The following is a 20,613-nucleotide window of genomic DNA, read 5'->3' on the forward strand; positions in this document are numbered from 1 at the left end:
GAAGGCCCGCCCGTGCAACCCTCTTCCTCCGTCTTCAAGGCCTATGACATCCGTGGCATCGTGCCCACCACGGTGGACGAAGCCCTCGCGCGCGGGCTGGGCCGGGCCTTTGGCACGGCAGCGCGCGCCGAGGGCCAGACCACGGTCGCCGTGGGGCGCGATGGCCGGTTGTCCGGCCCGGCCCTGGCGCGGGCGCTGATGCTCGGGCTGGCAGAAACCGGGCTGGACGTGATCGACATCGGCCGCTGCACCACGCCCATGCTGTACTTCGCCGCCAGCACGCTGTGCGCCAGCGGCATCCAGGTCACGGGCAGCCACAACCCCAAGGACTACAACGGCTTCAAGATGGTGCTCAACGGCCGCGCCATCTTTGGCGACGAGATCCAGGCGCTGCGCCGCACCATGGAGAACGAGACTTGGCAGCTGGCCGCCGGCGGCTGCCTGCGCGAGGCCGACGTGCTGCCCGCCTACCGTGCGCGCATCGTCGGTGACATTGCGCTGGCCCGCCCGATGAAGATCGTCGTCGACAGCGGCAATGGCATTGCCGGCGCCTCGGCGCCGGACATCTTCCGCGCGCTCGGCTGCGAGGTGGTCGAGCTGTTTTCCGAGGTCGACGGCAACTTCCCCAACCACCACCCCGACCCGAGCAAGCCCGAGAACCTGCGCGACCTGATCCAGGCCCTGCACAGCAGCGACGCCGAACTGGGCTTGGCCTTCGATGGCGACGGCGACCGCCTCGGCATCGTCACCAAGGACGGCAGCAACATCTTCCCCGACCGGCAGATGATGCTGTTCGCGCAGGACGTGCTCGCGCGCGTGCCCGGCGGCCAGATCCTGTTCGACGTCAAGTGCACCCAGCGTCTGGCGCCTGCGATTGTGGCGGCCGGCGGCGTGCCCGTGATGTACAAGACCGGGCATTCGCTGATCAAGGCGCGCATGAAGGAGCTCGACTCGCCCCTGGGCGGCGAGATGAGCGGCCACATCTTCTTCAAGGAGCGCTGGTACGGGTTTGACGACGGCACCTATGCCGGCGCCCGCCTGCTCGAAATCCTGAGCCGCTCGGCCGACCCCAGCGCCGTGCTCAACGGCTTGCCGACGAGCTTTTCGACGCCCGAACTCAACGTCGCCTGCGCCGAGGGCGAGCCGCACCGCCTGAGCGACGCGCTGCAGGCGCTGGCCCCCGCCGCCTTGGCCGCGCCCGCGCAGATCAGCACCATCGACGGCCTGCGCGTGGACTGGCCCGACGGCTTTGGCCTGATCCGCGCCAGCAACACCACGCCCGTGCTGGTGCTGCGCTTCGAGGGCCACACGCCCGAGGCGCTGGAGCGCATCCGTGCCGACATGCTCGCGCTGCTGCACCGCGTCAAGCCCGGCGCCGAGGTCGGCGGCGCGGCGCACTGAGCACGCATTTCCATGGCCCACGCCGCACGCTGGCTGTATTCGGCCCTTGCCTGGGCCGCCCAGCCGCTGCTGCGGCGCAAGCTGCGCCGCCGCGCCGTGGCCGAGCCCGGCTACGCCCGCCATGTCGGGGAGCGCTTTGGCCGCTACCCGCCGCAGCTCGACAGCCTGGCGCCCGGGGGCAGCAGCGACCCGGACGCCCGCCTGGTCTGGATCCACGCCGTCTCGCTGGGCGAGACGCGCGCTGCCGCGATCCTGCTGGCCGAGTTGCGCCGGCAGCGGCCCGGCATGCGCTTGCTGCTCACGCACGGCACCGCCACCGGCCGCGCCGAGGGCGAAAAGCTGCTGCATCCCGGCGACCTGCAGGTCTGGCAGCCCTGGGATACGCCCGCGGCCGTGGCACGCTTTCTGCGCCAGTTCCGCCCGGCCATCGGCATCCTGATGGAAACCGAGGTCTGGCCCAACCTGGTGGCAGGCTGCCGGCGGCGTGGCATCCCGCTGGTGCTGGCCAATGCGCGGCTCAGCGACAAATCGCTGCGCCAGGCCCGGCGCATGGCCTGGCTGGCGCGCCCCGCCTATGCCGCGCTGGCCGCCGTCTGGGCGCAGACCGAGGCCGATGCCGCGCGCCTGCGCAGCCTCGGCGCGTCGGTGCAGGGCGTGTTCGGCAACCTTAAGTTCGACGTCGTGCCCGATGCCGCCCAGCTGGCCCAGGGCCGGCAGTGGCGCGCGCAGTCGCCACGCCCCGTCGTGCTGCTGGCCAGCAGCCGCGAGGGCGAAGAAGCGATGTGGCTGGAAGAAATTCAGCCAAAACGGGCTCTGGCCCAGTCTGCACCAGCGTGTGCAGCTATCGATAGCGAAGCACGGCTGTCCTCTGCCGCCGTGCAGTGGCTGATCGTGCCGCGCCACCCGCAGCGCTTTGACACCGTGGCCCAGCTGCTGCGCGACGCGGGCCTGGTCGTCTCGCGCCGCAGCCACTGGGCTACGCAGCCCGAGGGCGCCGATGTCTGGCTGGGCGACTCGCTGGGCGAGATGGCGCTCTACTACGGCCTGGCCGATGTGGCGCTGCTGGGCGGCAGCTTTGCGCCGCTGGGCGGGCAAAACCTGATCGAGGCCGCCGCCTGCGCCTGTCCCGTGGTGCTGGGGCCGCACACCTTCAACTTTGCCGAGGCGGCCGAGCTGGCCTGCGCGGCCGGCGCCGCCGAACGCGTGGCCGACCTGGGGCAGGGCGTGGAAGCGGCCTGCGCGCTGGCGCTCGATGCGCCGCGCCTGGACCGTGCCCGTGCCCAGGCCGCAGGCTTTGCGCGCACCCACCGCGGCGCCGCCCAGGCCACGGCGGCGGCCGTGGCAGCCCTGCTGGCCGCTGCAGCCACCGATAAATCGTAAACACGTTCCAAAGTGCCCGCCCGCCACGTCCGGGCGAGAATGAACGCCTTTGCCTGACTGCGGCCGCTCCCGCGCGGCCACGCCATCCATGACCCGTGCCCCCCTGTTCCGCATCCACCTGCGCAGCCTGATCCTGCTGCTGGCCACCGTCAGCGCGGCCCTGACCCTGGCCAACGGCCTGTATGCGAGCTACACCGTGCAGCGCCAGCAGCTGATCGACAACGCGCTCGAGAGCAACCGCGTCTATGCGCGCAAGCTGGCGGACTCGGTCGAGGGCTTTCTGCAGTCTGCCCAGCAGCAGCTGGCCTACAGCGCCGGCGTGGTGGCCGAGCGGTTTGGCGACGAGGGCCTGTTGGCGGACGAGGCCGAGCGCCTGCGCCTGCAGACGAACAGCTTCAATTCGGTGCTGTTCGCGGACGACGGCGGCTGGGTGCGCGCGACCTCTCCCGAAACGCTGCAGCTCAAGGGCCGCCAGCTGCACTCCCCCGGCATCGAGGAAGCGCTGCGCGTGCGCAGCCCCACTGTCAGCCTGCCCTACCTGGCGCAGACCGGCAACCTGCTGGTGTTCATCTCCCACCCGGTCATCGACCGCGCCGGGCGCTACCACGGCTTGGTGGGCGGCAGCATCTACCTCAAGCAAACCAGCATCCTGCACAGCCTGCTGGGCGAGCATTACTACCGCGACGGCTCCTACCTGTACGTCGTCGACCACAGCCGGCGCCTGATCTACCACCCCGACGCGGCGCGCCTGGGGCAACAGGTGGCCGGCAACGCGGTCATCGACGCCGTTCTGCGCAGCGAGCCCGGAGAGCAGCGTGTGGTCAACAGCCTGGGGGTCGACATGCTGGCCGGCTATGCCCCCGTTGCGACGGCCGGCTGGGGCGTGGTGGCGCAGCGCCCCGTCGCGTCCGCGCTGTCGGCGCTCGATGGGCTGATGCAGGGCGTGCTCTACAAGACGCTGCCGCTGGCGGCCGTGCTGATGGGCCTGATCTGGTGGTCGGCCTGGCTGATCGCCCGGCCGCTGTGGCAGCTGGCGGACGGGGCGCGCCACATGGACCGTGCAGGCACGGCAGACAGTCTGCGCCACGTGCGCTCGTGGTATTTCGAGACCTCGGAACTGCGGCGGGCCATGCTGGTGGGGGTCAACCTGCTGCACCAGAAGATCGGCAAGCTGCACCGCGACGTGCGCACCGACCCGCTGACCGGCCTGGACAACCGCCGGGGCCTGGACCTGTCGCTGGCGCTGTGGCAGGCCGAGCAACGGCCGTTTGCCGCTGTGGCCCTCGATGTCGACCATTTCAAGCAGGTCAACGACATCCATGGGCACGATGCCGGCGACCTGGTGCTGCAGCGCCTGGCCGAGCTGATGCGCAGCTGCTCGCGCGAGCAGGACGTGCTGTGCCGGCTGGGCGGCGAAGAGTTCGTGATGCTGCTGCCCGACGTGGCGCCCGCGGCGGCCGAGCAGGTGGCGCAGCGGCTGCGCCAGCTGGTGGAGCGCACGTCCATCCTGCCCGTGGGCCAGATCACCATCTCGCTAGGCGTGGCGCAGTGGCCGCTGCACGTGGGCGAGGCGGCGCAGGTGCTCAAGGCGGCAGACCAGGCGCTGTACCGGGCCAAGCACACCGGCCGCAACCGCGTGGTGCTGGCGGGCCAGGAAGAAGAGACCGCTGGCGTGCGATAGAGGAAAATAGGCTATAAACGCTCGCCAGTAAAGCGTTGGGTGCTATCAATTAAGTAGTTATGGCGCCCGCAGCCAGCGCCCCACCAGGAGTTCTGCCATGACCCACCTGCGCACGCGCGCCGTCCACGCCGGCCAGCACCCCGACCCCCACAGCGGGGCCATCACCACGCCCATCACGCAAAGCACGGCGTTCGACTACGGCACGTTGGCGCAGGGCGCCGCGCTGTTTGCGGGGACGGCCGAGGGCTACCGCTACAGCCGCTTCGGCAACCCCACGGTGGCGGCGCTGGAGGCCAAGGTGGCCGACCTCGAAGGGGCGCCCGCGGCAGTGGCGTTCGCCAGCGGCACGGCGGCCACGTCGGCGGTGGTGCTGGGCCTGTTGAGCCCGGGCGACGAGATCGCTTTTCTCGGGCCGCTGTATGGCGGCACCGAGGCGCTCTTTCGGTCGATGGGCGAGCGCTGGGGCCTCCGCGCGGTCGATGCCACCCAGCAGGGCCTGGCCGCCAGCCTCACCCCGGCCACGCGCCTGGTGTGGGTCGAAACGCTGACCAACCCCGACCTGCGCCTGCACGACCTGGCCGAGGTGGTTGCCTTGGCGCGCGCACGCGGCCTGACCACGGTGGCCGACAACACCTTTTGCACGCCCTGCCTGCTGCGCCCGCTCGAACTCGGCATCGACCTGGTGCTGCACTCCATGACCAAGTACCTGGGCGGCCACGGCGACGCCACGGGCGGCGTGGTCGCGGGGGCCGCGCCGCTGGTTGCCGCCGTGCGCAAGACCGGCCTGGCGCATGTGGGCGGCAACCTCGCGCCACAGGAGGCTTTCCTGTTCCTGCGCGGCATCAAGACGCTGCCGCTGCGCATGGCGGCGCACTGCGCGGGGGCGGCCGCAGTGGCCGATTTTCTGGCGGCGCACCCGACCGTGCGCGCCGTGCACTACCCCGGCCTGCCCACCCACCCGCAGCATGCGCTGGCGCAGCGCCTGCTGCAGGGCGGGTTTGGCGGCATGGTGGGCTTCGAGCTGGCGCGCAACGAGCGCGCGGCGGCCGCCGCCGTGCTCGACGCGCTGCAGCTGTTTGCGCAGGCCGTGTCCTTGGGCGATGTTGACAGCCTGGCCTGCCACCCCGCGTCGACCACGCACAGCGCGCTCGGTGCCGAGCTGCGCGCGGCCCATGGCATCAGCGAGGGCTTCATCCGCCTGAGCGTGGGCATCGAGCACCCCGACGATCTGATCGCCGACCTGGCGCGCGCGCTGCAGCATGCCGTTTGAGACCTGCGGTAAATGTTCCTGTTGCGTGACACTTTGGCGCGGCCGGCGTAGGCTGTAGCCCTGTGCGGGTGGTGCATGCGGTGCCGGCGCCCCCCTTTGCGCGTGGAGTGCTGTGCGGCAGGACCGCCGGCAGGGTGCGGCGCCGCGTCTCTCACAGGAGCGTGCCATGAGTGATACCGACCCCCCCTTGCCGGGCGACGACTTCGCCCAGGGCGTAGCCCTGGAGCGCATTCCGCCCAACGACAGGCTGCTGGGCCATGCCCACGGCGAGGCCGTGCTCCTGGTGCGCCGGGGTGATGAAGTGTTTGCCGTGGGCGCCACGTGCACGCACTATGGCGGGCCTTTGGCCGAGGGCCTGCTGGTGGGCGAGACGGTGCGCTGCCCGTGGCACCACGCGGCCTTCAGCCTGCGCACAGGCGAGGCGCTGCGCGCGCCAGCGCTGGACGGCATCGCGTGCTGGCCGGTGGAGCTGCGCGAGGGCAAGGCCTATGTGACCGGCAAGCGCCTGCCCGCGCCCACGCGCCAGCTGCCCGCCCATCGGGGTCTGCCCCCGTCCATCGTGATCGTCGGCGGTGGCGCGGCCGGCCACGCGGCCGCCGAAACGCTGCGCAGCGAAGGCTATGCCGGCCCTGTCACGCTGCTCAGCGCCGACGCGGCGCTGCCCTGCGATCGGCCCAATCTGTCCAAGAATTACCTTGCCGGCACGGCGCCGGCCGAGTGGCTGCCACTGCGCTCGGCCGGCTTCTACCGGGAGCACGACATCGACCTGCGCCTGGGCACGCGCGTGGCGCGCATCGACGTGGCGCAGCGCCATTTGCTGCTCGGCGATGGCAGCCGGGTGGCGTATGGCGCGCTGCTGCTGGCGACCGGTGCCGAGCCGGTGCGGCTGTCCATTCCCGGCGCCGAGCTGCCGCATGTCCACTGCCTGCGCACGCAGGCCGACGGCGAGACGCTGGCCACTGCGGCCCAGAACGCGCAGCGCGCCGTGGTGATTGGTGCCAGCTTCATCGGCCTGGAGGTGGCCGCGTCGCTGCGCGCGCGCAACATAGAAGTGCACGTAGTGGGGCGCGAAACCTGTTTGATGGAGAAGGTGCTGGGGCCGCAGGTGGGCCGCTACCTGCAGGCCCTGCACGAGCAGCACGGTGTGGTGTTCCATCTGGGCTCCGAGCCGGCGCGCATCGGTGCGAATGAAGTGCTCTTGGGCAACGGCGATAAGCTGGCCGCCGACCTGGTGGTGGTCGGCATTGGCGTACGCCCGGCACTGGATCTGGCCGAGCAGGCGGGCCTTGCCGTCGACCACGGTGTGCTGGTCGATGACTATTTGCAGACCAGCGTGCGGGGCATTTTTGCCGCGGGCGACATCGTGCGCTGGCCCGACGCCCTGAGCGGCGAGCGCATCCGCGTCGAGCACTGGGTGGTGGCCGGGCGCCAGGGCCAGACCGCCGCGCGCAACCTGCTGGGGCGGCGCGAGCGCTACGACGCCGTGCCGTTTTTCTGGACCGAGCAATACGACTTTGGCCTGGCCTATGTGGGCCACGCCGAGCGTTTTGACGAAGCCGCCATCGACGGCGACCTGGACGCGCAGGACTGCACCGTCACCTACCGGCGCGGCGGTCGGACCCTGGCGGTGGCCACGGTCCACCGGGATCTGGCGGGCCTGCGCGCCGAGGTGGAGCTCGAACGCACCCTGGCGGCCCACCGTGCGGCGGCGGCCGAAAAGGCGCTGCCATGAGTGCCCGCATTCCCGCCAGCCATGTACGGATCAAGCGCGCCTACGAGCCGCCGGCGCCCGAAGACGGCATGCGCATTCTGATCGACGGGCTGTGGCCGCGCGGCGTCAAGAAAGAGGCCCTGGCGCTGGACCAGTGGAACAGGGAGCTGGCCCCGAGCACCGAACTGCGCCAGTGGTTTGGCCACGACCCGGCGCGCTGGGCGGAATTCCAGCGGCGCTACACCGCCGAGTTGCAGCCCCACGCCGGGCAGGTCGACGCCCTGCGCACGCTGGCGCGCAAAGGGCCGCTGACGCTGGTGTACGGCGCGCACGACGAGGCGCACAACAACGCTGTGGTGGTGCGGGCGCTGCTGCTGGCGCCGTCCATTGGCCCATCGCGCGCACGGCCGCCCTGAGCGGGAAGGGCGCCACGCCGCAGGCAGTTTTCAGGAGATCCCGATGAAACAACGAATCAACTACCAAAAAGCCGCGCCCGGTGCCTTCCAGGCCATGCAGGGATTGGAAAAATATGTGCGCCAGTCGGGGCTGGAGCCGGCACTGCTGGAGCTGGTGAAGACGCGCGTCTCGCAGATCAACGGCTGTGCGTATTGCCTGGATATGCACACCCAGGACGCGCGCGCCGCCGGCGAGACGGAGCAGCGCCTGTACCTGCTGGCGGCATGGCGCGAAACGGGCTTGTATTCGGAATGCGAGCGCGCTGCGCTGGCCTGGGCCGAGGCCGTGACGCAGCTGGCCGGACACGGCGTTCCGGATGCCGTATACGACGAAGTGCGCAGCCAGTTTGAGGAAAAAGCCCTGGTGGACCTGACGCTCGCCATCGTTGCCATCAACGGTTGGAACCGGCTGGCCGTGTCGTTTGGCGTGCAGGCCGGAAGCTACCGGCCGCCTGGCGAGCACGCCAGCGGTGCACAGCATTGAGCCGCTGGGTGCGTGCCCGTTCCGTTTTTTCCCCTGCAAGGAGTCTTCCAATGGACGAACCTCTCTATCCCCATGCCGGCGCGGAAGTGGCGCGCAAGCGCCGCGAATTGGCGCCCCAGCCGCTCGCCGCCTTCCAGGCCTTCAGCGCCAGCGTGTTCGCCGACGGCGCGCTGCCGGGCAAGGCCAAGCAGTTGATTGCCGTGGCGGTGGCCCATGTCACCCAGTGCCCGTACTGCATTCGCGGCCACACGCAGGCGGCGCTGAAGGCGGGCGCCACCGAGCAGGAAATCATGGAAGCGATCTGGGTGGCCGCCGAAATGCGCGCCGGCGCGGCCTATGCCCACTCGGCGCTGGCCATCGACACCCTGCTGCATGCCCACCCGCAGCCGGCGCCCGCCGGCTGAGCGGCACCACGGGCAGTGCACAGCAAAAGGGCCGCGCGCTATTGATTCAATAGCTTTTGGGGCATGCTGGGTAAGCGTTACGGCGTGTTTTTGACCAAAAGTGCCTCGATGGCCTGCAGGTCGCCTTCCTGCAAGATGCCGGCCGACTGGCGCAGCTTGAGCGTGCCCAGCAGCACGTTGTAGCGCGCCTGCGCCAGGTCGCGCTTGGTCTGGTAGAGCTGGCTTTGCGCGTTGAGCACGTCGATGTTGATGCGCACGCCGACCTGGTAGCCCAGCTTGTTGGCGTCCAGCGCGCTTTGGCTGGACTGTTCGGCCGCTTCCAGCGCTTTGACCTGGCTCTCGCCCGACTGCACACCGAAGAACGCGGCGCGGGTGTTCTGCGCGACGGTGCGGCGCAGGTCTTCCAGATCGGCGCGGGCCTTTTCTTCGAGCGCCAGCGTTTCCTTGACGCGGTTTTGCACTGCAAAGCCGGCAAACAGCGGAAGGTTCAGCGCAACGCCAACGCTGGTGCTGTTGGTTCGGCTGTTGACGCCGGGCAGGGTGAGCGTGCCATTGGGCGTGCGCTGCACGTTGTAGCCGGCCTGCAGGTCCACGGTGGGCAGGTGGCCGGTTTCGGCTTTCTTCGTTTCGAGGCGCGCGACGTCGAGCGCAATGGCGGCCTGGCGCACCAGCGGCTGGGCGTCCACTGCCTGCTGCACCCAGGTGCCCACGTCGCTGGGCTGCAGAGCAGGCAGGGGCAGCGGCTGTGCCAGGGGCAGCGGCGCGGTGCCGCTCTGGCCCACCAGTTGGTCAAGGGCGAGTTTCTTCACGCGCAGATCGTTCTCGGCCGCGATTTCCTGGGCGATGACGAGGTCATAGCGCGCCTGGGCCTCGCGCGTGTCGGTGATGGTCGACGTGCCCACCTCGAAGTTGCGCTTGGCGGCGGCCAACTGTTCGGACACGGCGGCCTTTTGCGCCTGCACGAACGTGAGCGTGTCTTGCGCCGCCAGCACATCGAAGTAGCCCTGGCTCACGCGCACCAGCAGGTCTTGCGTGACGGCGTCGAGCTGCGCCTGCGCCACGTCGATGCCGCGCAGGCCCTGCTGCAGTGTGATGCGGTTGGCGGGCCGGTACAGCGGCTGCGTGGCGTTGATGCCGGCATTCTGCGTGGTCATCCCCAAGCTCATGGCGCGCGGATTGATCTCGGTCTGGGCGCGCGTCACACCGGCGGACAGTGCGGCACTGGGCAGCAGGCCGGCGCGCGCCTGCGCGGCGCGGCTCACCGACGCATCGAGCTGCGCCTTGGCCGACTGCCACGGCGCGTCGTAGCCGCGCGCCGACTCCAGCAGCTGCAGGAGGCTTTGGGCCTGGGCGGGGGCAGCAAGAGCAGCGCCCAGCGCCAGGGTCAGTGGAAGGTGCCGGAGCAGGTGCATGGAGGTGTCCTTGGGGGGAAAGCTGCGCAAAGGGAAGGCAAGAAAAGGATGCGGCTCAGTACAGCGGAACCGAGGGATCGAGCTCGCGCGACCACGCGTCGATGCCGCCGGTGATGTTGGCCACCCGGTCAAAACCGTTGTGTTCCAGAAACGCCGCCACGCGCAGGCTGCGCGCGCCGTGGTGGCACAGACAGGCGACCGGGCGCTGCGGGTCGAGCGTGGCGAGCTGCTGGGCAATGCTGCCCATGGGAATGGCGAGGACCTCCAGGCCGGCGCAGCGCACGCTGGCGGTTTGCAGCTCCCAGGGCTCGCGCACATCGAGCAGCAGGGGCAGCGTGTCGGGCTCGGCATCGGCCAGCCAGTCTTGCAGCTGGGTCGGGCGGATATGGGCAATCATGGGTGCTGCCTGTCTCAGAACTTGAAGCTCGAGGGCTCGGGGAAATGCACCAGGCGCGCTGCGTTGGTGTCCCAGGGCCGCGTGGTTTCAAAGCGCTCGCCGCTGCGGCGCACGAAGGTGGCGCGCATCACGGGCTCTTGCCCGACGATCGCGGCCAGGCGGCCGCCGTCGCGCAGCAGCGCCAGCAGTTCGGGCGGCACGGCAGCCACCGAGCCGCTGAGCACGATCACGTCGAAGGGACCGTCAGGCACGGCGTCGCGCGCACCGTCGCCCAGGCGCACAGCGGCATTGGCGATGCCGGCGCGCTGCAGGTTCTCGCGTGCCATGTCGGCCAGCTCGGGCACGATTTCGAGCGATACGACCTGGTCGGCGCAGTGCGCCAGCAGCGCGGCCATGAAGCCCGAGCCAGCGCCGATCTCGAGCACGCGCTCATGTTTTTGCACCTTCAGGTCGTTCAGCAGGCGCGCCTCGACCTTGGGCGAGAGCATGCATTGGCCGCCGCGCAGCGCCTCTTCGGGTTCGCCACGCAGCGGGATTTCCATGTCCATGAAGGCCAAGCTGCGGTAGGCCGCGGGCACGAAGTCTTCGCGGCGCACATGGGCCAGCAGCGAAAGCACGTCGGCGTCGTACACATTCCAGGGCCGGATCTGCTGCTCGATCATGTTGTAGCGGGCCTGCGAGATGGGATCGTGGGGGTACAAAAACGACGAGTTCAGGGGCAAGGTCATGGGAAATCTCCGGAAAGCGGGCGGGTCAGGACAAACCCTTGATTCTAGGATGGGCCGCGCCGCCCAGGCGGCGGCGCGCCCAGCGCGCCAGGTCGTCCATGTAGCAGTACACGACGGGCACGACCACGAGCGTGAGCAGCGACGACGTAATGACGCCGCCAATCACGGCCTGGCCCATGGGAGCGCGCTGCTCCGAACCTTCGCTGAGTGCAAAGGCCAGCGGCACCATGCCAAAGATCATTGCCAGCGTGGTCATGAGGATGGGCCGCAGGCGCACGCGCGCGGCCAGCAGCAGGGCTTCGTTGCGCGCCAGGCCCGCCACCGGCTGCCCATCGTCGCCCACGTGGTCCGCGCGCGCGCGGATGGCAAAGTCGACCAGCAAGATGGCGTTCTTGGTGACCAAGCCCATGAGCATGACCACGCCGATGACCGAGAACATGGACAGCGCCGAGCCGAACATCAGGAGTGCCAGCACCACGCCAATCAGCGTCAGCGGCAGCGCCGTCATCAGCGCCAGGGGCTGTAGGAAGCTCTTGAACTGGCTCGCCAGGATCATGTAGATGAACACGATGGCCAGCACCAGGGCCGAGAGGGCGTAGCCGAAGGCCTCGGCCATGTTCTTGGTCGAGCCGCCGAACTGGTAGCGGTAGCCGGGCGGGAAGGCCACGGTGTCGAGCGCTTTTTTGATGTCGTTCGAGATGTCGCCCGTGGACCGGTGGTAGGCATTGGCGTTGATGGCCACCTCGCGCGTGAGGTCGCGCCGGTTGATCTGGTTGGGGCCCGTGGTCTCGCGCACGCTGGCCACCTGGCTCAGCCGCACGATGCGGCTGGCGCCATCGGCCATGGTGAGGGCAAAGGGCAGGCGCTCAAGGTCTTGCGGCGTGCTGCGCACCTCGGGCGCCAGGCGCACGCTCACGTCGTAGGTCTGGTCGTCGGGCGCGCGCCAGTTGCCCACGGTCTGCCCGGCCACGAGGATGCGCAGCGCGTTGGCCATCTGCGCCACCGACAGGCCCAGGTCGGACGCGGCGTCGCGGCGCACCTCGACGGCGACGACGGGCTTGTCGTCCTTGAGGCTCGAGTCGAGGTCGACCAGGCCGGGAATCGCCTGGAGCTTGGCGGTGACCGTGCGGGTCAGGCGCGCGAGCTCCTGCAGGTCGGGGCCCTGCAGCGAGAACTCGATCTGCTTTTGCCCGCCCACGGGGTCGAGCAGGCCGACGTGTGTGACGGTGATGCCCGGGATCTGGCGCAGGCGCTCGCGCAGCACGCCAGACATCTCGTCCACGCTGCGGCTGCGCGCACGGCGGTCGACCAGGCGCACGTAGATGCTGGCGGAGATCTTGCCCTGCGCGCTGCCGGTGTTGAGGGTCGCGAGCGTGTAGCGCACCTCGGGCAGGGCGCGCACCAACGCCTCGACCTGCCGCGCCTTGGCCTCGGTGGCTTCGATCGACGAGCCCACCGGGGTGTAGAAATTGATCGTGGTTTCGGAAAAATCGGCCTTGGGCACGAATTCGGTGCCCAGCAGCGGCACCATGAAGACGCTGCCCACGAAGATCGCCAGCGCCACGGCCAGCGTGGTGAGCTTGTGCGCCAGCGCCCAGCGCAGGATGCGCTGGTAGCCCTCGGCCAGCGATTCGGTGGTGCGGTCGAACCAGCCCGTGACGCGGCCAATGGTCTTGTCGTAGAACGTGGCGGGCCGCGCCGCCTGCCCGTGCTGGTGGATGCTCGGGTCGTGCCAGATGCTCGAGAGCATGGGGTCGAGCGTGAAGCTGACGAACATCGAGATCAGCACCGCAGCGACGATGGTGATGCCGAACTCGTGGAAGAACTTGCCGATGATGCCGCCCATGAAACCGATGGGCAGGAACACCGCCACGATGGACAGCGTGGTCGCCAGCACCGCCAGGCCGATTTCTTGCGTGCCCTCCATGGCCGCCTGGTAGTTGCCTTTGCCCATCTGCACATGGCGCACGATGTTCTCGCGCACCACGATGGCGTCGTCGATCAACAGGCCCACGCAGAGCGACAGCGCCATCAGCGTGATCATGTTGATCGTGAAGCCGAACAGGTTCATGAACAGGAACGTGCCGATGATGGAGATCGGTAGCGTCAGCCCCGTGATGACCGTGGAGCGCCACGAGTTCAGGAACAGGAACACAATCAGCACCGTGAGCAGCGCGCCTTCGATCAACGTCTGGCGCACGTTGTCCACCGCCACGCGGATCGGGCGGGCGCTGTCGCCGATGGCCTCCAGACGCACGCCCGAGGGCAGTTCGGCGCGCAGCGCGGCCACGGCTTGGTTCAGGCCATCGACCACCTCGATGGTGTTCTCGCCCTGCGCCTTCTGCACCGACAGCAGCAGCGTGCGCTGGCCGTTGTAAAGCGCCAGGCTCTCGACCTCTTGCGCGCCGTCCTGCACGCGCGCCAGTTGCTCGACGCGCACGGGCGCGCCGTTCTTGCGCGCCACGATGATGCGGCCGAAGTCGTCCGGGCGCCGCAGGCGCGCGTCGATCTGCACCACGCGTTCCTGCGCCAGCGAGCGGATGGCGCCCAGAGGCAGGTCCTGGTTTTCGTTGCGCACCGCCTGCGCCACCTGGTCGGGCGTGATGCCGAACGCTTCCAGCGCCTGCGGGTCGAGGTAGATGTTGATCTCTCGCGCGGTGGCCCCCACCAGGTTCACGGCGCCCACGCCGCGCACGTTCTCGAGACGTTTCTTGAGCGTCTGCTCGGCCCAGCTGCTGAGCTCGACCGCGCTGCGCTGCGTGCCCGCCGTCCCATCGGGCAGCACGGCCAGCGACCAGACGGCGCGGCTGGCCGGGTCGAAACGCAGCACCCGCGGCTCCTTGACCTCGGTGCGCAGGTTGGGGCGCACGCTGGCCACTTTCTCGCGCACGTCCTCGGCGGCTTTTCGCCCGTCGATGTGCAGCTGGAACTCGATGATGACCAGGGCGCTGCCCTCGTAGCTGCGCGAGGTCAGGGCGTTGATGCCGGCGATCGAGTTGACGGCTTCTTCGATCTTCTTGGTGACCTCGCTCTCTACGATCTCGGGCGAGGCGCCCGGGTAGTCGGCGGCAACGACGACGATGGGGAAATCAATGTCGGGGAACTGGTCGACCTTGAGCCGCTGGTACGAAAACACGCCCAGCACCACGAAGGCGAGCATGACCATGGTGGCGAACACTGGGTTTTTCAGGCTGACTTGGGTAAACCACATGGCGGGGGCGGGCGCTCAGGGGTTGGCGGGCGGTGCGGAACTGGCGGGCGGCAGCCGCAGCGCCGTGCCTTCGGGCAGCGGCCCGACCCGGCCGGCCAGCACCTGGGCACCCTCGGGCAGTCCCTCAACGGCTACGAGGGCTTGGCCATCGGCCTGGCTGCGCGCCCCGGTGCGCACGTTGCGGTGCGCCACGCGGCCGTTGTCGGCCACCTGCACGTAGGGCGCCGGCTTGTCGGTGCGCACGGCGTCCAGCGGCACGGCGAGCAGGTCGGCGGCGCCGGTGTCGAGCGTGCCCTGCACAAACAGGCCCTGGCGCAGCACGGCGTCGACCTGAACGCCTTCCACCGCCAGGTACACCGGCACCGTGCGGCTGCCGGCCTGGGCGCTGGGGTTGATGCGCGCAACCGTGGCGCTGACGGGGCCGCCATGCCCTTCGATCTGCAGGCGGGCCGCCTGGCCCACGCGCACGGCCAGCGCGTCGGCCGGCGCCAGCAGCGCTTCGACCTCCATGGCCGAGAGGTCGACCACCTCTAGGATGCGGGCCTCGACCGCGACGCGTTCGCCGTTCTGCGCCAGACGCTGCGCCACCTGGCCGCTGATGGGGCTGCGCAGCACCGTGTCGGTCAGCGACTTGCGTGCCACCTCGGCCGCGGCCAGCGCCGCCTGGTACGAGGACTGCGCCGCCTGCAGGCTGGCCTGCGATGTGTCGAGCGCGGTGCGGGAAATGAAGCCCTGGTCCACCAGGGCGCGGTTGTTGTCGAACTGGCGCTGGCCGATGTCCACCTGCGCGCGCGCGGCATCGGCCTGCTGCTGCGCCTGGCGCAGGCGCGCTTGCATCTCGACCGCTTCGATGCGCGCCACCTCCTGGCCCGCACGCACGCTGTCGCCCTCGCGCAGCGTCAGGCCCTGCAACTCGCCTGCCACGCGCGCCTTGATGGTGGCCGACTGCACGGCGCGCAGCGTGCCCGACACGGGCACGCCCAGCACCAGGTTTTGCCGGCGCACGGTCCAGATTTCGCCCGGCGCAATCTCCATCGCGACGGCGGCTGCGGGCGCGGATGCCACCGCCAAGGACCTTTGCTGCGCCTGGCGCGCCAGCACCGCGCGCAGCACGCCTGCGCCGACGAGGCACACCACAAGGGCTGCGACAAGCCACGGAATCCAACGTTTCTTGGAGGTCATAGACGGCGAAAGGACGAGAGCGATGGAGGGGTCAGCGCGTAGCGATAGGCGTGCCGGCAGGGGCGCAAAGCCCCTGGAGCAGGATGTCGAGCTGGATGTCGAGGAAGCCCTGCGGCGCCGTGCGGAATGCTTCGGGCACGCACGTGGCCATCGTGTGTTTGCACAGCGTGAGGAAAATCAGCGGGGCAAGCACCGCATAGACCGCGCAATCGATATCGCAGGCGCGGAACTCGCCGCACTCCACGCCGCGCTGCAGCATGCGGCGGATCAGTTGCTGGCCGGGGTCGGCCACTTCCTGCTGGTAGAACTGTGCGATCTCGGGAAAGTTGCCCGCCTCGCTGAGCATGAGCTTGGTAATGCCGGAGGCGCGGGTGCTGCCCACGTGCTCCCACCATGAGCTGTAGCAGTAGCGCAGCATGTCGGCCGTGCTGCCCTCGAAGCGCTCGAACTCTTCGTTCCAGAGTTGAAACCGCCCGGCTATGTTCTCACGCACCACGGCCTTGAACAGCTCTTCCTTGCTCGCGAAGTACAGGAAGAGGGTGCCTTTGGAGACGCCGGCGCGCGCGGCGACCTCGTCGACCTTGGTGGCGGCATAGCCCTTTTCGACGAACAGGTCGAGCGCGGCGTCGAGCAGTTCGCCGGGGCGGGCTTCTTTGCGGCGCTCCCGCTTGGGAAGTTCTGCCGCGCAGGGGTGGGGAAGGGAGGGCGAGGACATGTTAATGACTGACTGGTTAGTAAATATAACAAGCCGTCCCCACGAGGTCAATGTGCGGTTATGGCAGGAAAGGCGCGGACAGCAGGCGCAGGCCGATGGAGATCCACTGCGTGTCCGAGCGGCTGCCAAAGCGGTTGCCAAAGGTGGTGTCGACCTGGACATGGCCCGGCACGATCCAGTGCCGCAGGCCCAGCTGGTAATAGAGCCGGCCCTGGTTCTGGCTGAAGGTTTCGGCGATCAGCCAGGTGCGCTCGCTCAGCTGCGTCTCCGAGCCCAGGCCCCAGGTCACGTGGTTGCGCTGCGTGGCGTGTTCGCGCATCCAGCCCAGGTTGGCGTGCAGCACGACGCGGTCGTCCTTGAACGAGAAGCTGGCGGGCACGTAGGCATACCAGTCGCGGCCCTCTGCGGCCAGCGAATGGCGTACCGTGCCCGCGGCCAGGCCAATGCCCCAGCCGTTGGTCTGCAGCGGCTTGAGGACCGTCTTGCCCTGCAGCACGGTGTCGGTGGTGGACGGATTGCCATCGTCGCGCAGGCGGCCGCCGCCCAGCGTCAGCTCCAGGTTGCCGGTGAAATTGCACGCCGGTACGGCCCAGAACTCGGTGCCGCCATGGTTCTTGCGGTCCCAGCTCTCGACCTGGCAGGCCTTGGCATCGACGATGCGGGCGTCGTCGGTGATCATGGGCCGCGCCGCATGCGCGACCGGGGCGCACAGGCCCATCGCCAACCAGGCGGCGGCGGGCGTACAGACCCATGTCCGGCGGCGGGCCGGAAGGTGAACAGGGCGCATGGCAATCTTTCTGCAGCACGGCGCTGCGGTCAAAATTGAGCGGCACTCTACCCCAAGTGCGGTGCCTTGCCGCGGGGACGGAGGCGATAATGGTGCCCCACGACGCGACGGCAGAGAGACTACCCCATGACCTTGCAAACCATCACCCTGGGCGGCGGCTGCTTCTGGTGCACCGACGCAGTCTTTACCCGCGTGCGGGGCATCGCCAGCGTGCAAAGCGGCTACAGCAACGGCCATGTGGCGCAGCCGAGCTACGAGCAGGTCTGCAGCGGCACCACTGGCCACAACGAGGTGGTGCGCCTGGCGTACGACCCCGCCGTGATCAGCGTGCGGGAGATTCTTGAGATCTTTTTTGCCACACACGACCCGACCACGCTCAACCGCCAGGGCAACGACGTGGGGACGCAATACCGCAGCGGCATCTACTATTCGACGCCGGAGCAAAAGCAGGTGGCCGACGAACTGGTGCGCCAACTGACCGAAGACCGGGTGTTTGGCGCGCCTCTCACCACCGAGGTGCTGCCCGAGACCAACTACTGGCCGGCCGAGGGCTACCACCAAGACTATTACGCCAAGAACCCGAGCGCGGGCTATTGCGCCTTCGTGGTCGGCCCCAAGGTCGAGAAATTCCGCAAGACCTTCGCGCGCTTCCTCAAGCCCGACTGAGCGCTCCTGCACCCCGATCTTTTGCCCTCGCTGAAATCCCTCCAGACCGCGCCGGCCAGCAGGCGGCACACCCGCTGGCTGTGGTGCCTGCTGCTGGCCCTGTTGCTGGCGCCCACGCTCGGCCAGATGCACCGCGTGCTGCATGGCGCGCACCTGCCGGGCGCTGTGTCTTCGTCCGCCGCCAGCGCTCTGCAAGCCGCTGGTGGAGATACGGCCTCCTTCGTATCGATCCTGTTCGCCGGACACAGCCCGGCTGAATGCCAACTGCTCGACCAGCTCGCGCTGGGCGACGGGCCGCACGGCGCAGCGCCCGCGCTGCTGCATCCTTTGCCCGAGGCCTGGCCCGGCGCAGGTCCGCAGCCGCACTTGCGCGTGCGGCGCATTGCGGCATTCCAGGCGCGCGCACCCCCGCGCGCCTAGTCGCGCGAAGGCACCGGCCACCTGCCGGTGTCGCCTCACATTCATTTTTATAGCTGCCAACGCTTGTCCAGAAAGCGTTTGGGCCGCTTTTTATTGATATTCCATGCGCTGCATGGAGTGGCTGGCTGCGTGCGCGCGGCCCGCACAACTCTGTTGAATTGACACCATGAGATTGATCCCGCACCGTTTTTCCCGCCCTGAGCGCCACCTTCCTGTCGCCGCACCGGCGCCGCAGCCGCTGGCATTGGCCGTGGCGCTGATGCTGGCCTCCGCGGGCCACGCCCAGGTGCTCGCAGAGGCCGCCCCGTTGGCAGAAGTGACCGTCTCGGCCAGCGGACTGCAACTGGGCGCCAGCGAGATGACCACGCCCGTCACCGTGCTCGAAGGCGACGAACTCGTGCGCCGCCGCGAGGCCACGCTGGGCGAAACGCTGGGCAGCGAGCCCGGCATCACCAGCAGCCACTTCGGCGCGGGCGCGAGCCGCCCCATCATCCGCGGCATGGACGGCCCGCGCGTCAAGGTGCTGAGCGATGGCGCCGAGCTGCACGACGCCTCCACCCTCAGCCCCGACCACGCGGTGGTTTCCGAGCCGCTGCTGGCCACGCAGATCGAGGTGCTGCGCGGCCCCTCGGCCCTGGTCTACGGCAACGGTGCCGTGGGCGGCGTGGTCAACGTGCTCGACGGCAAGGTGCCCACGGTCATCCCGCAAAAGGGCTATGAGGGCAGTGCCGAGCTGCGCGCCAACAGCGGCGCAGGAGAGGGCGCCGGTGCCTTCTCGCTGACTGGCGGCGCCGGCCACCTGGCCGTGCACGTGGAAGGCGTGGCGCGCGATGCGGGCGACTACCGCGTGGGCAAGGGCTGGGCAGCCGGGGGCGAGCCGGCCCGCAAGGTGCCGGGCAGCTTCAACCGCACCGACACCGGCAGCGTGGGCCTGTCCTGGGTGGGCGAGCAGGGCTACCTGGGCGCGGCCTATACGCGCCATACAGCTCGTTACGGCCTGCCGGGGCACAACCACAGCTTCGAAGGCTGCCACGCGCATGACGACCACCTGCACTGCGGCACGCATGCCGGGGTAGACGACGGCCATGACCATGGCAGCGGAGGCCAGAGCAGCGACCTGCCGGTGGTCGACCTGCGCAGCGAGCGCTTGGACGTCCGCGGCGAGCTGCGCAACCCGTTTGTCGGCTTCTCGGCGCTGCGCCTGCGCGCCGGCGTGACCGACTATGTGCACGACGAAGTCGAAGGGGGGGCCGTCAGCACCACCTTCAAGAACAAGGCCTATGACACGCGCATCGAGCTGCAGCACTCGCCACTGGCCGGTTTCAAGGGCGTGATCGGCCTGCAGGCGTCGCAGCGCAAGTTCAGCGCCGAGGGCGAAGAGGCCTATGTGCAGCCCACTGTCACGCGCAAGACCGGCCTGTTCGTGCTGGAGGAATACCGCCTGGGCGACTGGCGCTTTGAAGGCGCGCTGCGCCACGACTGGCAAACGGCAGAGGCCCAGACCATCGGCATCGAACGCAGCCACAACGGCACATCCGCATCGCTGGGCGCGGTGTGGAAGTTCATGCCCGGCTACCAGCTGGGCGCCTCGTTCACGCGCGCCAGCCGCGCCCCATCGGCCGAAGAGCTGTACGCCCGGGGCCTGCACATGGCCACCAGCACGTACGAACGCGGCAATGCCGACCTGCGCACCGAAACTTCGCAGAACATCGACCTGGGCCTGCGCAAAACCGGTGGCGACACCACCTGGGGCGTGAGCGTGTTCCGCAACCGCATCCGCCACTACATCTACGGCCGCACGCTCGACGAGCGCGATGGCCTGCAGTTGCTGCAGTATTCCCAGGCCGACGCGACCTTCACCGGCATCGAAGGCCAGGTGCGCCAGCGCCTCACGCGCAAGCTGGGCATCACGCTGTTTGGCGACACCGTGCGCGCCAAGCGCGAGGGCGGCGGCCTGCTGCCGCGCATTCCGCCCACGCGCGCCGGTGTGCGGCTCGACGCCAACTGGAACGCCTGGGAGGGCCAGGTCGAATGGCTGCAGGTCGCCCGCCAGAACCGCGTGGCCGAGTTCGAATCGGCCACGCCCGGCTACGGCATGCTCCACCTGGGCGTGAATTACCACGGTCAGTTCAGCACTGGGATGCCATGGCAGATCTACTTGAAAGCCCACAACCTGACAGACCGCTTGGCCTACGCCCACACCTCGTTCATCAAGGCCGCGGCGCCGCTGAAGGGGCGCAGTATCACGGTGGGGATGAAGGCGGCGTTTTGAGCGCAGTGCGCCGCTTGCAGATCCGCGGCGTTTGACT

General features: G+C 69.3%; 18 protein-coding genes. 11 read left to right on the top strand and 7 right to left on the bottom strand.

Annotated features, from left to right (window positions below; translation table 11 throughout):
• Positions 1-12: 12 nt before the first annotated feature.
• The 8 genes from B2J86_RS00480 (at position 13) to B2J86_RS00515 (ending at position 8,786) form a co-directional block, all read left to right on the top strand.
• Positions 13-1,401, top strand: a complete 1,389-nt coding sequence (locus tag B2J86_RS00480) for a phosphomannomutase/phosphoglucomutase (protein ID WP_173024451.1) — start codon at positions 13-15, stop codon at positions 1,399-1,401.
• 12 nt (positions 1,402-1,413) lie between these two features.
• Positions 1,414-2,781, top strand: a complete 1,368-nt coding sequence (locus tag B2J86_RS00485) for a 3-deoxy-D-manno-octulosonic acid transferase (RefSeq protein WP_169169883.1) — start codon at positions 1,414-1,416, stop codon at positions 2,779-2,781.
• An 88-nt stretch (positions 2,782-2,869) separates the two neighbouring features.
• Positions 2,870-4,462: a sensor domain-containing diguanylate cyclase gene (locus B2J86_RS00490; protein WP_169169900.1), complete on the top strand. Its 1,593-nt coding sequence runs from the start codon at positions 2,870-2,872 to the stop codon at positions 4,460-4,462.
• 97 nt (positions 4,463-4,559) lie between these two features.
• Positions 4,560-5,732 carry a PLP-dependent aspartate aminotransferase family protein gene (locus tag B2J86_RS00495; RefSeq protein WP_173024452.1) on the top strand — a complete coding sequence of 391 codons (1,173 nt, stop codon included), beginning with the start codon at positions 4,560-4,562 and terminating at the stop codon, positions 5,730-5,732.
• Between the two features lie 166 nt (positions 5,733-5,898).
• The gene (locus B2J86_RS00500; protein ID WP_173024453.1) at positions 5,899-7,464 is read left to right on the top strand and encodes an FAD-dependent oxidoreductase; all 1,566 of its coding nucleotides are present in this window, start codon (positions 5,899-5,901) and stop codon (positions 7,462-7,464) included.
• Positions 7,461-7,859, top strand: a complete 399-nt coding sequence (locus B2J86_RS00505) for a DUF488 domain-containing protein (RefSeq protein WP_173024454.1) — start codon at positions 7,461-7,463, stop codon at positions 7,857-7,859. Before B2J86_RS00500 ends, B2J86_RS00505 begins: the two co-directional genes overlap by 4 nt.
• A 43-nt stretch (positions 7,860-7,902) precedes the next feature.
• Positions 7,903-8,382 carry a carboxymuconolactone decarboxylase family protein gene (locus B2J86_RS00510; RefSeq protein WP_173024455.1) on the top strand — a complete coding sequence of 160 codons (480 nt, stop codon included), beginning with the start codon at positions 7,903-7,905 and terminating at the stop codon, positions 8,380-8,382.
• A 50-nt stretch (positions 8,383-8,432) separates the two neighbouring features.
• Complete coding sequence (locus tag B2J86_RS00515; protein ID WP_169169889.1) at positions 8,433-8,786, top strand: carboxymuconolactone decarboxylase family protein; 354 nt, start codon at positions 8,433-8,435, stop codon at positions 8,784-8,786.
• A gap of 77 nt (positions 8,787-8,863) precedes the next feature.
• Here the strand turns inward: B2J86_RS00515 and B2J86_RS00520 are convergent, their stop codons facing one another.
• Genes B2J86_RS00520 through B2J86_RS00550 form a run of 7 tightly spaced genes read right to left on the bottom strand, consistent with a single transcriptional unit; the run spans position 8,864 to position 17,149 of the window.
• Entirely contained in the window at positions 8,864-10,198 is a 1,335-nt protein-coding gene (locus B2J86_RS00520; protein WP_169169890.1) for a TolC family outer membrane protein, read from the bottom strand.
• 55 nt (positions 10,199-10,253) lie between these two features.
• Positions 10,254-10,595 carry a rhodanese-like domain-containing protein gene (locus B2J86_RS00525; protein ID WP_169169891.1) on the bottom strand — a complete coding sequence of 114 codons (342 nt, stop codon included), beginning with the start codon at positions 10,593-10,595 and terminating at the stop codon, positions 10,254-10,256.
• Between the two features lie 14 nt (positions 10,596-10,609).
• Positions 10,610-11,323 carry a protein-L-isoaspartate O-methyltransferase gene (locus B2J86_RS00530; protein WP_169169892.1) on the bottom strand — a complete coding sequence of 238 codons (714 nt, stop codon included), beginning with the start codon at positions 11,321-11,323 and terminating at the stop codon, positions 10,610-10,612.
• A gap of 25 nt (positions 11,324-11,348) precedes the next feature.
• The gene (locus B2J86_RS00535) at positions 11,349-14,534 is read right to left on the bottom strand and encodes an efflux RND transporter permease subunit (RefSeq protein ID WP_173024456.1); all 3,186 of its coding nucleotides are present in this window, start codon (positions 14,532-14,534) and stop codon (positions 11,349-11,351) included.
• Between the two features lie 15 nt (positions 14,535-14,549).
• Positions 14,550-15,716, bottom strand: a complete 1,167-nt coding sequence (locus B2J86_RS00540) for an efflux RND transporter periplasmic adaptor subunit (RefSeq protein ID WP_169169894.1) — start codon at positions 15,714-15,716, stop codon at positions 14,550-14,552.
• Positions 15,717-15,747: 31 nt separating this feature from the next.
• Positions 15,748-16,431: a TetR/AcrR family transcriptional regulator gene (locus B2J86_RS00545; RefSeq protein WP_173024457.1), complete on the bottom strand. Its 684-nt coding sequence runs from the start codon at positions 16,429-16,431 to the stop codon at positions 15,748-15,750.
• A gap of 58 nt (positions 16,432-16,489) precedes the next feature.
• Positions 16,490-17,149: a hypothetical protein gene (locus B2J86_RS00550; protein ID WP_173024590.1), complete on the bottom strand. Its 660-nt coding sequence runs from the start codon at positions 17,147-17,149 to the stop codon at positions 16,490-16,492.
• A gap of 195 nt (positions 17,150-17,344) precedes the next feature.
• Here B2J86_RS00550 and msrA point away from each other — a divergent pair, with 195 nt between their 5' ends.
• The 3 genes from msrA to B2J86_RS00565 all read left to right on the top strand — a co-directional run bounded on the left by msrA (position 17,345) and on the right by B2J86_RS00565 (position 20,576).
• A complete protein-coding gene (msrA, locus tag B2J86_RS00555) occupies positions 17,345-17,884 on the top strand; it encodes a peptide-methionine (S)-S-oxide reductase MsrA (RefSeq protein WP_169633089.1) in 540 nt (179 codons plus the stop codon).
• Between the two features lie 21 nt (positions 17,885-17,905).
• A complete protein-coding gene (locus B2J86_RS00560) occupies positions 17,906-18,304 on the top strand; it encodes a hypothetical protein (RefSeq protein ID WP_254067938.1) in 399 nt (132 codons plus the stop codon).
• A gap of 166 nt (positions 18,305-18,470) precedes the next feature.
• Positions 18,471-20,576 carry a TonB-dependent receptor domain-containing protein gene (locus tag B2J86_RS00565; RefSeq protein ID WP_173024458.1) on the top strand — a complete coding sequence of 702 codons (2,106 nt, stop codon included), beginning with the start codon at positions 18,471-18,473 and terminating at the stop codon, positions 20,574-20,576.
• Positions 20,577-20,613 lie beyond the last annotated feature (37 nt).

Origin of the sequence: Acidovorax sp. SRB_14 (genome assembly GCF_012932145.1) — a bacterium.
Classification (GTDB): Bacteria; Pseudomonadota; Gammaproteobacteria; order Burkholderiales; family Burkholderiaceae_C; genus Simplicispira.